Origin of the sequence: Rhodococcus sp. UNC363MFTsu5.1 (assembly GCF_000686785.1) — a bacterium.
Lineage (GTDB): Bacteria > Actinomycetota > Actinomycetes > Mycobacteriales > Mycobacteriaceae > Rhodococcus_G > Rhodococcus_G maanshanensis.
The window spans coordinates 1-14803 of record NZ_JMLO01000025.1 but is presented as its reverse complement, the minus strand read 5'-3'; the positions used below and the strand labels follow the sequence as shown (position 1 = coordinate 14803).

Genomic DNA, 14803 nt, shown 5'->3' with positions numbered 1-14803 from the left:
GCATGGAGTACGGCAGCATCGAACGGGAGATCTACGTCGACGCCCCGCCCGAGGTGGCCTTCGAGGTGGTCAGCAGCCCCGAGCACATCTCGGAATGGTGGTCCGACGACGCCGAGATCGACCCGACCCCCGGCGCGGTCGGTGAGCTCATCTGGGGCGACAGGGCGGAGGTCGCCCAGATCAAGGTGGTGGACGCGCAGCCGCCTCGGTTGTTCTCGTTCCGCTGGTGCCACGCCGACGGCAAGGTCGACGACTCCGCCGACTCGCTGCTGGTCACCTTCGAACTGACTCCGTCGGGCTCGGGCACCAGGATTCGGCTCACCGAGACCGGGTTCCGGGAAATGGGTTGGGAGGCTGCGAAGTTGGAGGAGCTGTACAACGAGCACAGCACCGGGTGGGACACCTTCGTGCCCCGACTCGGGGAATACCTTGCACGGCTGGTGGCCACCCCGTGAGCACCGCCGTCGACGACGACCTCTGGTCCGCAGTCGGGGATCCGACCCGTCGGCGGATGCTCGACCTGCTCCTGGCCGAGGGCGATGGCACGGCCACCAGCCTCAGCGCGCAGCTCCCCGTGACACGGCAGGCCATCGCGAAACATCTCGGTGTGCTCGACCGGGTCGGCCTGGTGCACGCCACGCCTGCCGGGCGAGAGAGGAGGTACCGGGTGGACGAGGCGCAACTCGCTCGCGCGGTCGCGCAGTTGTCCTCGGTTGGGGCGACGTGGGACGCGAGGCTGCGACGCATCAAGCGGATTGCCGAGACCATCGCGCGCAGTAAGGACCAGCGCGATACGCGGCAGTGAGTTCAGGCAAATCGAGAACCAACACCGGAAGGAAGGAACGACAATGGCGGACATCCTGCACAGGGTCGGCATCAAATCGACGCCTGCCGAGGTCTACACGGCCTTGACCACCGCCGAGGGGCTGGCCGGCTGGTGGACGGCCGACACCGAGGGCGACGGCAGCGACGTGGGCGGTGTGCTCCGATTCCGCTTCGGGGCAGGCGGATTCGACATGAAGGTCGACGAACTCGTCCCCGGCAAGCGTGTGCAGTGGGAGGTGATCGACGGGCCTGAAGAATGGGTCGGAACGCACGTGGTCTGGGACCTCGATCAGGTCGACGACTACACCATCGTCCTCTTCAATCACCAGGGTTGGAAGGAGCCGGTGGAGTTCATGTACCACTGCAGCACCAAGTGGGCGGTCTTCCTGATGAGCCTGAAGTCGCTGATCGAAACAGGGACGGGCGCTCCCGACCCCCACGACGTCAAGATCGACAACTGGAACTGATCGACCCACCTCGACGTGGCACCAGCGCCGCGTCCCGTCGAGTGTGCACCTGCCGGGGCATCGCCCGAGAGCGACCGCCGGCAGGTGCACACTCGGCGATGCGGCGGCCGGTATCCCGACAGCTTCGGCTATCCGGCGCGGCGGGATCCCAGCGGCGCGCGGTCGGCGCCCTCGATCTGCCAGAACGACCACCCGTCCTTGGACTCGACGTCCCCGCTGATGTGGCTGGCGACGGCGTTGGCAGCGGTGGTCGGGTTGTCGAAGCGGCGGCCCTCCATCGGTCCGCGGGTGATCTCGAGCCTGCCCGTCTGCTCGTCGTACATGCCGACGAGCCGGTAGCCCTCGAAATCCGCGACCACCTGCAGCCGCTCGTCGACGACCTCCTCGACGGCCGCGGACTTCCTCGTGCGGGTGATCGGCACCAGCTTCGGCCTGCTCGGCTCCGGCGCGGTGCCCGCGGGCTTGCGACTGGGGTCCTTCACATCGGACAGCCCGAGCAGGTCCCAGCGCGCGCGGCCGTGCTCCACCCGTTCGACGGCGATCGCATGGCTACCCGTCCTGGTGCGCCCGGGAACCTCCTTGACCCACAGGTCGACCTCACTGTGGATGTCGGCGGCCACCTCCTCGGACGGGACGACGAAGTACTCCTCCGGGGACGTGGCCAGGTCGACGAACACCCAGAACTGGGATCCGGTGTCATCGGTGTCCAGCGCGCCGTCCTGTTTGCGCGCCTGCCAGTCGCCGTCGAGCTTGGTTCGCACCCGCACCACGCAACTGTCGTCGCCGACGCCCCACACCTGGACCGGGTTGCGCCGCGAATGGGTGAGCCGGACCGCGCGGCCACCGCGCTGGACGACCTCCGAGATGAATGCCTGAATGCCCAGGCTGGCAGTGTTCTCCATGGTGTCCGTCCGTGCCGCTCAGCCCGTGCAAATGTGAGAGCAGTGGGGCGACGGGCGACGCGGACACGACTCGGTCTCTGACCTCCACCTTACGGGCATGTGGACGCGTGGAGGCCCACAGCACGTGAAATCACCGTTCTTGCAGGACCGAGAGGATGTTTCCGGCCGGATCGGTGAACCACGCGATGTAGGGTCCACCGCCCCGGAAGATGCCACGTTCGTCGGCCGCCATCCCCTGGTACCGCTCGAAGGTGACGCCCCGCTCGCGCAGCGCGTCGACCGCCGCATCGATGTCCTCGACCGGGAAGTTCATGATGGTGTACTCCGCAGGGGTGTGGTTCTGCTTGGGGTACGCCAGCACGGTCTTGTCCCCGCCGATCTGTATGGCGAGCAGGCCGGACTCCTCGGTGACGGCCAGGCCGAGGATGTCGCGGTAGAAGGCCGCGGCCGAATCGATGTCATCGACGGCGAAGCCGCTGAACGGCGCCGAGCTCAGCGTCGCGGACGGGGCGGACACCCGGGCCGCCAGGTACCGCGCACCGAGCTCGATGATCTGGAAGTAGTTCCCGTCCGGGTCGATCAGCGTCCCGAAGAGCATCCCCTCGGAGCGTTCCTCGAGCGGGACCAGCCAGTCGGCATCCATCTCGTCCAGTCGGGCCGCGACCGCTGCCGCGTCGTCCACGTGGAAGTTGAGGATCGTGCGCCCGGGCTCCGGGTTCTTCTCCGCGACGTCGTCGCGCTGGTCGAACAGGACACTGACGCCCCCGAATCGAACGTCGCCGTCCGGGCTCGGCGTGGCGCCGAAGGCCCTGCAGTACCAGTCCCGAAGGCGATCGGGGTCCGGGCTCGCGAGCAGAATGGAACCGAGGTCGGGGCTGGTCATGTGTCCTCCCGGGGTGCGAGTGCCGGTCTCGACACTGCCCCCGACCGCGGTCCCGCGCAAGGGCGACCCGCCGGGGAGGGTTCCTCGGCGGGCGAAAACGTAGCTCCCCCACTGCGGTGTCGGGCAACTACGGTTCGCGAGGACACCAGCACCGACCGACAGAGGGACGTTTTCCGTGAAGCGCGCGCATTTCTCCCCGCTGGCCACGCTGCTCGTCGCGGCCATTGCACTCGGCGGCGCCGCCGCCGGATCTCCCGCCTCCGCGGCCCCGATCCTGCCGACGCCGGGCGGCGACACCGCCATCGGGGCCACCGCGCTGAGCCTCGTCGACCGTGGCCGCGAGGACCCATGGGCACCCGGCACCCGGCGCGAACTCGCCGTCACGGTCACCTACCCCGCGGCGGGCGTGAGCGGGAGCGAACCCGCCGAATACGTCCCGGGCAGCGGGCTCCAGACGAACGCCCGCCTCGACGCGCCGGTCGCCTCGAGCGGACCGCGCTCGCTGCCGGTGGTGCTCTTCTCCCCCGGCTTCTACATGCCCCGAACGCTCTCGACCGGCACCGCCGAGCATCTCGCCGGCCGCGGGTACGTGGTGATCAGCATCGATCACACCGGGGACGGCCTTGCCACGGTCTTCCCCGACGGCCGGGTCGTCCCCCAGCGGATGCCGGACGCGTACTCGGAGGCCACCCTGCGCAAGGCCCTCGACACCAGAGTCGCCGACGCGAGGTTCGTGATCGATGTCGTCGAGTCGATCGCACGCGGCGACGGCGATGCCGTTGCGACGCCCCTCCCCGACGGACTCGCCGACGCCATCGACCCGTCCAGGATCGGCATGTTCGGTCATTCGATGGGCGGCGCGTCCACCGCCGAGGTGCTGCGCACCGAACCGCGGCTCGATGCCGGGGTGAATCTCGACGGCGCCCTCTTCTACGGAACGGCACCGAGCCCGATCGTCACCGGGGGCGCCACCCGCCCGCTGCTGAGCATCATCAGCTCGTTGCACGCCGACAGCCGCGAAGGGCGCGAACGGTTCTGGGACCAGTACTTCCGGACGCCCCGCGGGTGGAGCCGCGTCTACGCGATCGCCGATACCGGGCACGCCAGCTTCACCGACGCCGAACACCTCGTCCCGCAGAGCGTGCCCGACCTCCCGGCCTTCCAGATCCCCGGCGGCCTGAGCCTCGGAACCGCTCCGCGACAGGAGGTGACGAGGACGATCGACGGCCTCGTCACGGCGATGTTCGATCGTCACCTCAAGGACCGGCAGGATCCGGTGCTGGAGAACCCGACGCCCCGGTACCCGCTCGTCCGCGAGGTCCGCTAGGCGCGGCGGCCGACCGAGATCCGAGTCAGCGGTACAGCGCGTCGATCTCCTCACCGAAGCGCTCGGTGACCACCTTGCGCTTGATCTTCAGGGTCGCGGTCATCTCGCCGTCCGCCTCGGTGAGATCGCGATGGAGGATCGTGAACTTCTTGATCGCCTCGGAATGCGAAACGGTGCTGTTCGCGTCGTCGACCACCTGCTGCAGCGCGGCACGCAGGTCCCGGTCCTCGCTCAGGTCCGCGATGGACGCCGAGGCGGGCTTGCCGTTCTCGGTCTTCCACAGCGCGAACACGTCCGGGTCGACGGTGAGCAGCGCGGCGATGAAGGGGCGCGCGTCCCCGACGACCACGGCCTGCGAGATCAGGGCGTGCGAGCGCATCCGATCCTCGAGCGGTCCCGGCGAGACGTTCTTGCCGCCCGCGGTGATCAGCAAGTCCTTCTTCCGCCCGGTGATGGTGAGGAAGCCGTCCTCGTCGAGCTCGCCGAGGTCGCCGGTCCGCAGCCAGCCCTGGTCGAAGGATTCGGCGGTGGCCTGCTCGTTGTGCCAGTACCCGCCGAACACCACACCGCCGCGCAGCTCGATCTCACCGTCGGCCGCGATGCGAACGCTGTTGCCGCCCAACGGCCGTCCGACGGTACCCATCTTGTGCGCGCCCGGGACGTTGACGCAGTGCGCCGCGGTGGTCTCGGTGAGTCCGTAACCCTCGTAGATCGGCACGCCGACGCCACGGAAGAAGTGCCCGAGGCTGGGCATCAGCGCGCCACCACCGGAGATGGCCCACCAGCACTCGCCGCCGAGCGCAGCCCGGAGCTTCGAGTAGACGAGCCGGTCCGCGACCCAGTGCTTGGCGCGGAGCACAGGAGACGGTCCGCCCGCATCGAGCGCCTCGCTGTAGCGGACGGCGGTCGTCTCGGCGAAGCCGAAGATCGCCTTCTTGACGGCGCCGCCCTGCGCGGCGCTGTGTGCGGCCGAGTCCCTGACCTTCTCGAAGACCCGCGGTACCCCGAGGATCGTGTGCGGCTTGAACCGGGCGAACTGCCCGACAACGGTGCTGAAGTTCGACCAGTGCGCCTGCGCCCCACCGGCTTCGAACATCGCGAGGGACACGGCACGGGCCAGCACATGGGCGAGAGGCAGGAAGGTGAGCATCCGGTTGCCCGGCTTCGCCACCTCGCCGACACTGGCGCTGAGGATGCCGCGCACCTCGGACAGGAAGTTGCGGTGGGTCAGGATGCAGCCCTTCGGCCTGCCCGTGGTGCCGGAGGTGTACACCAGCGACGCCAGGTCATCGGCCCGGATCGCCGCCACCCGGTCGTGCACCTCGGCATCGTCGAGATGCACGCCCGCCGCGATCAGCGCACCAACCGCGTTGTCGTCGATCTGACGGACGCTCAGTCCGGAACCGTCGAAGGCCGACGCGTGCCGTTCGGTCTCCACGATCGCGGTCACCGCCCCCGAATCCTCGGCGATCCACCGGATCTGGTCAGCAGAGGACGAGTCATAGATAGGCACCGACGCGGCGCCGGCCGCCCAGATCGCGAAGTCGAACAGTGACCATTCGAACCGGGTGGCCGACAGCAGGATCACCCGATCCCCTCGGGCCACACCGCCCGCGATCAGGCCCTTCGCGACGCCGACCACCAGATCGGCGAACTCCGCCGCAGTGACGTCGACCCAGTCGCCCCCGATCGGCCGGCTGAACAGCACCCGCTGGGGCGCTTCCTGCGCGTGCCGGTAGACGGAGCGGACGAGCGCGTCGTCGTCCGCGACGGTGAACTGGGCGGTGGTGGTGAATTCACGCACGGGGGTCTGCTCCGATGCTCTGGTCGGTGTCGTGGTCTGCGGTACTGGTGCGGAACCTGTGCAACATGCGGGCGAGGTCGGCGATGTCCGCGTCCGACCAGTCCCGGACCCGCTCCCCCACCTCGTCGCGGCGGCGCCGGTCGGCATCCCCGAGGACGTCGCGGCCTGCGTCCGTGAGGCTCAGCGGGTGCCCGCTGCGGATCGGTCCCGGCTCGGCCTGGACCCACCCGGCGTCGACACAACCGCGCAGCTGCCGCGACACCGTCGACCGGTGCACCCCGAACGCCTCGGAGATCTCGGTCGCCCGGCATCCCGGGTTGCGCTCGATGTAGGAGAGCACCGAGTGCTGGGCGAAGGTGGGCAACCCCTCGGCGGGACGCTCCCCCGTCATCAGCTGGCGGACCAGGTGCACGAGCTCCTCGTGTACCTGGGCGACAGCAGCGGTCGATCGTTGTTGCACAACGCAACTATAAACCCGATCCGACGCCGCTCGACGCGGGCCCGAGCCCGAGGGCCGGATCCGAACATTCGGATCAGCGTGATCCGAACTCGGTCCTGGCCCCGCTCGGCGGCGCAATCGCCAACCGGCCCGCCGTTTGCCCAGGTCCGACCGCACCGCTGGTGGCGCAATCGCCTCACCGCCCCCGCGGCCAAGAAGTGAGCGGCCGGAAGGCCCCGAAACCGCCGCTACTGTCGGCATTCGTCCAGGTCACCGGCCACGAGGGAGGGAAGCAGATGAGCACAGCCACCGAGCAGCCGAGCCGCCGCTCGCGCGCCGATCGGGCCCGCCAGGTCGCGGACGTGCTGCGCCAGCAGACCCTGGCAGGCGCGTTCGCGGGCACCCTGCCGCCCGAGCACCAGCTCGCCGCCGAGTTCGACGTCTCCAGGAACACCGTGCGCGCCGCCCTCGCGCTGCTCAAGGACGAGGGCCTGATCGACCGCGCCCCTCGGGTCGGCACCCAGGTGTCCGGACGCAAGTTCGACCACGGCATCGACACCCTGCTCGGTCTCAAGGAGACGCTCCGCGAACACGGCGAGGTGCGCAACGAGGTGCGCGCGGCCCTGCACCTGGTGCCCCCGCCCGCCGTCGCTCGCCGCCTCGAGCTCGACAGGGGCGAACCCGCGGTCTACATCGAGCGGCTCCGCTACCTCGGCGATCTGCCGCTCAGCCTCGACCTGACCTACCTCGTCCCCGACCTCGGCGAGGAACTGCTGCGCCGCGACCTCGCGGGCAACGACGTGTTCGCCCTGATCGAGGAGGTCGCGGGCAGGCCGCTCGGATCGGCCGAGCTGGCCATCGAATCCGTCAACGCCGACGCCCACACCGCGGCCGCGCTGCAGGCCCCCGAGGGCGCCGCGCTGCTGCTGCTCGAACGGCTCACCACTCTCGACGACGGCAGGCCCGTCGACCTCGAGTACGTCCGCATGCGGGGTGACCGCATCACCATGCGCGGCAACCTCTTCCGCACGAACCAACCCTGGGAGCTCACCTGATGGCACTGGTCAACCAACGCGCCGACGTCCCGGTCACCATCGACGAGTCGCTCTGCATCGAGGGCTGCACCCTCTGCGTCGAGATCTGCCCGCTCGACTCGCTGGCGATCAACCCGGACAACGGCAAGGCCTTCATGCACGTCGACGAGTGCTGGTACTGCGGCCCCTGCGCGGCCCGCTGTCCCACCGGCGCCGTCACCGTCAACATGCCCTTCCTGCTCCGCTAGCCGCCAGGCACCGGACGCCCCGACCACCAAGGACCCGAACATGAAACGCCGCATCCCCGCGGCGGCGCTGGCCGCTGCCCTCACCACAGCCCTGCTCGCCGGTTGCTCCCTCGACAGTGACTCCGGCGGCGGCGCAGGAGGCGCGGACACCGTGCCCGTCGTCATCGGCTATCAGTCCAAGACGATCAACACCGTCACCGCGGGCACCCTGCTGAAGGCACAGGGCTATCTCGAGAAGCGCCTCGCGGCCGTGACCGAGCGCACCGGCACCGCGTATTCCGTGCAATGGCAGGACTACGACACCGGCGCACCGATCACCGCGCAGATGGTCGCCGAGAAGATCGACATCGGTTCGATGGGCGACTATCCGATGCTCATCAACGGGTCCCGGACCCAGGCCAACCCGCGCGCAAAGACCGAGATCGTCTCGGTCACCGGGTACAACCCCAAAGGCGCGCTGAACATGGTTGTGGTGCCACCGGATTCGTCGGCAACCGGCCTCGCCGACCTGGCCGGCCAGAAGGTGTCCGCCAGCGTCGGCTCCGCCGGCCACGGCACCCTCGTGCAGGCGCTCGACCGCGCCGGCCTCGACCCCGCCACCGGGGTCGAGGTCCTCAACCAGCAGCCACAGGTCGGCTCGTCCGCGCTCGAGTCCGGGCAGGTGGCCGCGCTGTCGCAGTTCGTGGCCTGGCCGGGCCTGCTGGTGTTCCAGGACAAGGCGAAGCTGCTCTACGACGGCGCGGAGCTGAACCGACCGACCCTGCACGGAGTGGTGGTGCGCGAGTCGTACGCCGAGCAGCACCCCGAGGTGCTCGATGCCTTCCTGCTCGCGCAGCTCGACGCCACCCGCTTCATCCGCAGCGAGCCACTCGAGGCGTCGCGGATCGTCGCCGAGCAGAGTGGACTGCCGCAGGAGGTGGTCTATCTCTACAACGGTCCCGGCGGCACCTCCTTCGACCCGACGCTCAAGCCCCGCCTGGTCGAGGCCCTGAAAACCGATGTGCCCTACCTGAAGTCGATCGGCGACTTCGCCGACCTGGACGTCGACGGATTCGTCGACGACGCGCCGCTGCGGGCCGCCTACGCGGCCGAGGGGACCGAGACCTACGACGCCGCGGCCGCCGTCACCGCCAACCCAACGACCCTGACCGGCACCGACCCGGTTTGCGGACTCCCCGTCGCCGATCCCGCGCAGGCGAGCGAGCTGTGGTTCGACGGCGCGACACAGACGCAGCCCGCGGCCGACCCCACCTGCCTCCTGCGCTCGATCAAGAAGGCACGCGCCGAGGGCAGGGGCATCCGCGCCGCGTACGTGCCCGACGCGGAACTGGGCACCCGCTGGTTCGCGGACAAGGCGGTGTGGGTGCGCGACGGAGCCCGCTACCTGCCCTTCACCACCGCGGCCGCCGCGGGGCGCTACCTGCAGACGAACCCCGCGAGCGTCCCGATCACCTACGACCGCGCCGTCGAGGAGGTCCGGCCGTGACCGCGTCCGTGACCGCACCCGACGCGCGGGCGGCGGCCGCGGAGCCGGTCGGGCCCGCGCCGGACGCGGCGCCCGACCCCGGCGGCAGGCCGGCGGCACCCGCCCGGTGGCGGTCCAGAGCCATCCGGATCTCCTCGGTGCTCGCCGCGGTGCTCGCGTGGCAGCTGCTGACCGCCAACGACGTCCGGCTGTGGCTGCGGTTCGACACGCTGCCCACCGTGACCGAGATCGTCTCGGCGTACGGGGGTCAGCTCCGGACCGACCTGTTCTACCTGGACCTCGGCCAGTCGCTGATCCGGATCGTGTCCGGGTTCGGCCTCGCCACGGTGACCGGGGTGACCGTCGGCATCGCGCTGGGACGCTCTCGCCTGTTCGCCGACACCGTCGGCCCGCTGGCCGAACTGGCGAGGCCCATTCCGGCGATCGCCATCGTTCCGGTGGCGATCCTGCTGTTCCCCAGCGACGAGGCAGGCATCGTCTTCATCACCTTCGTCGCCGCCTTCTTCCCGATCATGGTCAGCACCCGGCACGCCGTGCGGGCGCTCCCGACCATCTGGGAGGACTCCGTGCGCACGCTTGGCGGCAGCCGGTGGGACGTCCTCGGCCGCGTTGTGCTCCCCGGGATCCTGCCCGGACTGTTCGGCGGGTTGTCGGTCGGCATCGGCGTCGCGTGGATCTGCGTGATCTCCGCCGAGATGATCTCGGGCCGCCTCGGGGTCGGCTATCGCACCTGGCAGGCATACACGATCGTCGACTACCCGGGCGTGTTCGTCGGCATGATCACCATCGGCATCCTCGGGTTCTCGACGTCCGCGGCGGTCGAGCTGCTCGGCCGCCGCGTCACCCGGTGGCTGCCCCGAGGGGAGAACACCAGATGACCACAGCCACAGGCGAAGAGAAGATCGCTGCGGGCATGTCGCTGACCCTGGACGGGGTCACCCTGTCCTACACCGGCGCCCCCGTGGTCCGATCGCTGTACCTGACCGCCCTGCCCGGCGAGATCCTGGTGCTGACCGGGCCCTCCGGGTGCGGGAAGTCGACGGTGCTCCGCGCGCTGGCGGGCCTCCTGGCGCCGGACTCCGGCCGCATCCTCGCGGACGGAGCCGCGGTGACCACCACCTCGCGGGACCGCGCCGTGGTCTTCCAGGACAACGCACTCCTGCCCTGGCGCACCGTCCGGTCCAATATCGAACTCGCCCTTGCACTTCGCGGCCGGCCGAGGTCGGGGCGCAGGCGCGAGGCGGAGCGGTGGATCGAGGAGGTCGGGCTCACCGGCTTCGGGGACTTCCTGCCCAAGAACCTCTCCGGCGGCATGCGTCAGCGGGTGCAGCTGGCGCGCGGCCTTGCCGGTGCGCCCCGGGCCGTGATGATGGACGAACCGTTCGGAGCGCTCGACACCCAGACCCGCGCGACCATGCAACGACTGCTCATCGAGACCTGGCGCACGCACCCGACGACGGTGGTCTTCGTGACCCACGACGTCGACGAGGCGGTCCTGCTCGGAGACCGGGTCGCGGTACTCGGGCGCGCGGGCGCCCCGCTGCGCACCGTCGTCGATGTGCCACGGCCCCGCGACCGCGACGCCCTCGACCACCCCGACACCCGAGCCGCCCGCGCGAAAGTCCTGGCTGCGCTGGGCCACACGAACACCCAGGAGAACTGATGGACATCCCAGACCTGGCCGACACCATCCGCCTCGATTGCGACGTACTGGTCATCGGCGGCGGCACGGCAGGCACGATGGCCGCGCTGACCGCAGCCGAGAACGGCGCCGACGTGCTGCTGCTCGAGAAGGCACACGTACGGCACTCCGGCGCACTGGCCATGGGGATGGACGGCGTCAACAACGCCGTCATCCCCGGCAAGGCCGAGCCGGAGGACTACGTCGCCGAGATCACCCGCGCCAACGACGGAATCGTGAACCAGCGCACCGTCTACCAGACCGCGACCCGCGGTTTCGCGATGGTGCAGCGGCTCGAGAAATACGGCGTGAAGTTCGAGAAGGACGAGTACGGCGAGTATGCGGTGCGCCGGGTGCACCGCTCCGGTTCCTATGTGCTGCCGATGCCCGAGGGCAAGGACGTGAAGAAGGCGCTGTACCGGGTACTGCGGCAACGGAAGATGCGCGAGAAGATCCGGATCGAGAACCGCCTGATGCCGGTGCGGGTGCTGACGGATCGGGGCCGCGCGGTCGGTGCGGCGGCACTGAACACCCGCACCGGGGAGTTCGTCGCGGTCGGGGCGAAGGCCGTCATCCTGGCGACCGGCCCCTGCGGACGGCTCGGGCTGCCCGCGTCGGGATACCTGTACGGCACTTACGAGAACCCGACCAACGCGGGCGACGGCTACTCGATGGCGTACCACGCGGGGGCCGAGCTCAGCGGCATCGAGTGCTTCCAGATCAACCCCCTGATCAAGGACTACAACGGACCGGCGTGCGCGTACGTCGCGAACCCGTTCGGCGGCTACCAGGTCAACGCGCAGGGCGAGCGCTTCGTCGACTCCGACTACTGGTCGGGACAGATGATGAGCGAGGTCAAGCAGGAGATCGAATCAGCCCGCGGCCCCATCTATCTCAAGGTCAGTCACCTGCCGACCGAGACCCTGGACACGCTCGAGTCCATCCTGCACACCACCGAACGGCCCACCCGCGGAACGTTTCACGTGAATCGCGGGCACGACTACCGCACCCATGACATCGAGATGCACATCTCCGAGATCGGCCTGTGCAGTGGACATTCGGCATCCGGCGTGTGGGTGGACGAGCACGGCGCGACGACGGTGCCCGGGCTGTACGCGGCAGGCGACCTGGCCTGCGTGCCACACAACTACATGATCGGCGCCTTCGTGTACGGGGACCTCGCGGGGTCTCACGCCACAGGCACCCTGGCGACCGTGGCCGCGCCGGCCGAACTGCCTGCCGATCAGTTGCGCGCGGCGCACGAGCTGATCTACCGGCCGCTCCTACACCCGGAGGGACCGCCGCAACCGCAGGTCGAGTACAAGCTGCGGCGCTTCGTCAATGACTATGTGGCGCCGCCGAAAACGGCCACCAAGCTGTCCATCGCGGTAGAGACCTTCCAGCGGATGACCGCGGAGATCGAGGGCATGGGGGCGACCAGCCCGCACGAGCTGATGCGGTGCGCCGAGGTGTCGTTCATCCGGGACTGCGCGGAAATGGCGTCGCGCAGCTCGCTCACCCGCACGGAGAGCCGATGGGGCCTGTACCACGAGCGGGCGGACCTGCCCGGCCAGAACGACTCCGACTGGGGATACCACCTGAACCTGCGCAAGAGCGCCGGGGGCCAGATGGAGTTCCTCAAGCGCCCGGTGGCGCCGTACTTCGTGCCGGTCCCGGGACTGGACGACCTTCCGCCGCGGGACCAGCGGGTCGTGCCGGTGCGGCAGCCGCCGCTGGTCGGCGGCCGCGCGCCGATCGCGCCGACCTCGCGGGTCGACGCCACCCCTGCCGACGTCCGGCCCCGCTCGCCCCGGATCGTGGAGATCCTCGGGCTCGACAATCCGACCGCCGCACAGCTGCGCCCCTATTTGATCGACGCGGACCCGCAGGTGCGCTCGACCGCCATCGCCACGCTGACCGAGGCCACCCCAGATGGGTTCGACGCCCAGCTGGTCGCCGCGCTCGGCGACGAGCACGCCGGCGTTCGCCGGGCGGCCGCGGAGGGACTACGCGAGCTGGTCGAGGTGCTGCCCTCGGCCGATGGGCTGGCGCGCCACCTCGAATCCGGCGACCCGGTCGTGCGCTCCACCGTGATCGACCTACTGCGGGCGCTGCGCAGCGGGACCGAGGCGCAGTACCGGGCGGCGCTCGAGGACCTCGACCATCGGGTCCGCATCGAGTCGGTGCGCGCGCTGGTGTCCCTGAACGACTGGCAGACGGTGGCCACCGTCGCCGCGGACGAGAACCGCGAGGTGCGGATCGCCTGCGCGCATGGCCTCGCGACGATCGGGCTCGGGGGTCTCGAGGCGGTCCGCACCCTCGCGGCCGACCGCGACCCCCTCGTCCGCGCGGCCGCACTGGCGGCCTTCGCCTCGCTGCGACCCACCGGGACCGATGTCGCGCTGGCCGTCGCCGGGCTGAAGGAGTCTGCATGGCAGATCCGGCAGGGTGCGGCACGCGCCCTCGCCGGTGCCCTCCCGGACGATGCGGTGCCCGCGCTGGCGGGGGCCCTCACCGACGTGCACCTCGACGTCCGCAAGGCCGCCGTGCTCGCGCTCGCCACCTGGCCGGGAGACCCTGCGGCGCAACAGGTCCTGAGCACCGCGATCGACGACACGGACGCCGACGTGCGCGCCTACGCCCGGCGCGCGCTCCTGGACCCGGTCCGGGTCTGAGGGACCGGGCCGGACACTCGGTTCACCCCCGTCGCAGCGCGTACTCGGTGTACGTTCCGACGGGGGTGAACCCGATCCGCTCGTAGACGGGCGCACCGTCCTCGGACGCCTGCAACACCACCCGCTCCACCCCGGCCGCCCGGACACGATCGATCGCCGCCAGGGTCACCGCGGTACCGAATCCCCGCCTGCGATGGGCCTCGAGGGTGACCACGCCGTAGAGACCGGCAACGCCGGCTGCCAGATGAATCTCCGCTCCCGCCACCGGTTCCCCGGCGAGATAGCCGACGACGAAGGTGCTGGCGCACTCGCTCCGCAGGATCGCCGAACCCGCGGCCTCGAAGAAGTCGAACACCGCCGGGGACGGCGGCGTCCAGTTCCTGGCCATCAGCTCCGCATAGTGACGCAACTGCTCGCGATTCGTCACGGTCACGACCTTCAGGTCCGTGTCCGGCGCGGGCAACGGGATCTCCGTCATCGACGCGGTCATCGCCAGCTCCGTCTCCGACGCCCGAAGGCCCCTCTCCCGCAGCAACTCTCCCAGATTCGCCGGCGTCGAGGTCGGGGCGACCCACCACGAGAACGGGCGCCCCGTCGCCCTCACCGTGGCCAGAGTCTCCTCGCAGCCTGCCTGCGCCGTGAGCGGTGCCAACCGCGCCCGGCACACGAGGTTGAAGGTGTCGTCGTCCAGTCCGCCGTCCACGATCAGGATGTCACCGGGGTCGTGCACCCTCGCGCCGGCGACCGTGGGGTGCAGGTGCCCCGCATGAGACGCGAGATTGAGTTCCATTGCTTCCATCAGATCGTCGCCCACAGCGCGATCCTAGTGAGCCCATCGTCCCCTGGATATGCGAAATGCCTCGCATCGCAGTCTCTTTCAAGACTGTGATGCGAGGCATTCGCAATTTATGTTCGGCGGTGTCCTACTCTCCCACACCCTGTCGAGTGCAGTACCATCGGCGCTGGAGGGCTTAGCTTCCGGGTTCGGAATGGGGCCGGGCGTTTCCCCTCCGCTATGGCCGCCGTAACTCT

The 14803-nt window shown here is 70.0% G+C and carries 15 protein-coding genes and 1 rRNA gene; 10 read left to right on the top strand and 6 right to left on the bottom strand.

Features of this window, described 5'->3' with window-relative positions; translation table 11 throughout:
* Positions 1 to 2: 2 nt before the first annotated feature.
* From BR31_RS0118660 to BR31_RS0118650, 3 genes are read left to right on the top strand one after another with little or no spacing between them, the layout of a single operon-like run.
* Positions 3 to 455, top strand: a complete 453-nt coding sequence (locus tag BR31_RS0118660) for an SRPBCC domain-containing protein (RefSeq protein ID WP_027502310.1) — start codon at positions 3 to 5, stop codon at positions 453 to 455.
* On the top strand, positions 452 to 805 hold the full coding sequence (locus BR31_RS0118655) for an ArsR/SmtB family transcription factor (protein ID WP_027502309.1): 354 nt from the start codon (positions 452 to 454) through the stop codon (positions 803 to 805). Before BR31_RS0118660 ends, BR31_RS0118655 begins: the two co-directional genes overlap by 4 nt.
* A gap of 43 nt (positions 806 to 848) precedes the next feature.
* The gene (locus tag BR31_RS0118650) at positions 849 to 1292 is read left to right on the top strand and encodes an SRPBCC family protein (protein ID WP_027502308.1); all 444 of its coding nucleotides are present in this window, start codon (positions 849 to 851) and stop codon (positions 1290 to 1292) included.
* A gap of 128 nt (positions 1293 to 1420) precedes the next feature.
* On the opposite strand, the gene BR31_RS0118645 is transcribed toward BR31_RS0118650, so the two are convergent.
* Positions 1421 to 2194 (bottom strand): hypothetical protein, encoded by a 774-nt coding sequence (locus BR31_RS0118645; protein WP_027502307.1) that lies wholly within the window; start codon positions 2192 to 2194, stop codon positions 1421 to 1423.
* Between the two features lie 130 nt (positions 2195 to 2324).
* Positions 2325 to 3077: a VOC family protein gene (locus tag BR31_RS0118640; RefSeq protein ID WP_027502306.1), complete on the bottom strand. Its 753-nt coding sequence runs from the start codon at positions 3075 to 3077 to the stop codon at positions 2325 to 2327.
* Between the two features lie 175 nt (positions 3078 to 3252).
* On the opposite strand from BR31_RS0118640, the gene BR31_RS0118635 reads away from it, so the two are divergent.
* Positions 3253 to 4404, top strand: a complete 1152-nt coding sequence (locus BR31_RS0118635) for an alpha/beta hydrolase family protein (protein WP_051637558.1) — start codon at positions 3253 to 3255, stop codon at positions 4402 to 4404.
* A gap of 25 nt (positions 4405 to 4429) precedes the next feature.
* Here the strand turns inward: BR31_RS0118635 and BR31_RS0118630 are convergent, their stop codons facing one another.
* Entirely contained in the window at positions 4430 to 6208 is a 1779-nt protein-coding gene (locus BR31_RS0118630) for an AMP-dependent synthetase/ligase (RefSeq protein WP_027502304.1), read from the bottom strand.
* Positions 6201 to 6668: a MarR family winged helix-turn-helix transcriptional regulator gene (locus BR31_RS0118625; RefSeq protein ID WP_027502303.1), complete on the bottom strand. Its 468-nt coding sequence runs from the start codon at positions 6666 to 6668 to the stop codon at positions 6201 to 6203. The genes BR31_RS0118630 and BR31_RS0118625 overlap by 8 nt, the downstream gene beginning before the upstream one ends.
* A gap of 275 nt (positions 6669 to 6943) precedes the next feature.
* Between BR31_RS0118625 and BR31_RS0118620 the strand changes: the two genes are divergently transcribed.
* From BR31_RS0118620 to BR31_RS0118595, 6 genes are read left to right on the top strand one after another with little or no spacing between them, the layout of a single operon-like run.
* On the top strand, positions 6944 to 7702 hold the full coding sequence (locus tag BR31_RS0118620; protein WP_027502302.1) for a GntR family transcriptional regulator: 759 nt from the start codon (positions 6944 to 6946) through the stop codon (positions 7700 to 7702).
* Positions 7702 to 7929 (top strand): 4Fe-4S dicluster domain-containing protein, encoded by a 228-nt coding sequence (locus tag BR31_RS0118615; protein ID WP_027502301.1) that lies wholly within the window; start codon positions 7702 to 7704, stop codon positions 7927 to 7929. The genes BR31_RS0118620 and BR31_RS0118615 overlap by 1 nt, the downstream gene beginning before the upstream one ends.
* A 40-nt stretch (positions 7930 to 7969) precedes the next feature.
* Complete coding sequence (locus BR31_RS0118610) at positions 7970 to 9415, top strand: ABC transporter substrate-binding protein (protein ID WP_027502300.1); 1446 nt, start codon at positions 7970 to 7972, stop codon at positions 9413 to 9415.
* 8 nt (positions 9416 to 9423) lie between these two features.
* Positions 9424 to 10293, top strand: a complete 870-nt coding sequence (locus BR31_RS0118605; RefSeq protein ID WP_027502299.1) for an ABC transporter permease — start codon at positions 9424 to 9426, stop codon at positions 10291 to 10293.
* A complete protein-coding gene (locus BR31_RS0118600; RefSeq protein ID WP_081830573.1) occupies positions 10290 to 11078 on the top strand; it encodes an ABC transporter ATP-binding protein in 789 nt (262 codons plus the stop codon). Before BR31_RS0118605 ends, BR31_RS0118600 begins: the two co-directional genes overlap by 4 nt.
* Entirely contained in the window at positions 11078 to 13771 is a 2694-nt protein-coding gene (locus tag BR31_RS0118595; RefSeq protein ID WP_027502297.1) for a fumarate reductase/succinate dehydrogenase flavoprotein subunit, read from the top strand. The genes BR31_RS0118600 and BR31_RS0118595 overlap by 1 nt, the downstream gene beginning before the upstream one ends.
* Positions 13772 to 13793: 22 nt before the next feature.
* Here the strand turns inward: BR31_RS0118595 and BR31_RS0118590 are convergent, their stop codons facing one another.
* Both BR31_RS0118590 and rrf read right to left on the bottom strand, forming a co-directional pair.
* Positions 13794 to 14585, bottom strand: coding sequence for a GNAT family N-acetyltransferase (locus BR31_RS0118590; RefSeq protein WP_027502296.1), 792 nt, complete (start codon positions 14583 to 14585; stop codon positions 13794 to 13796).
* Positions 14586 to 14681: 96 nt separating this feature from the next.
* Positions 14682 to 14798 (bottom strand): 5S ribosomal RNA (rrf, locus tag BR31_RS0118585).
* Between the last annotated feature and the right edge of the window lie 5 nt (positions 14799 to 14803).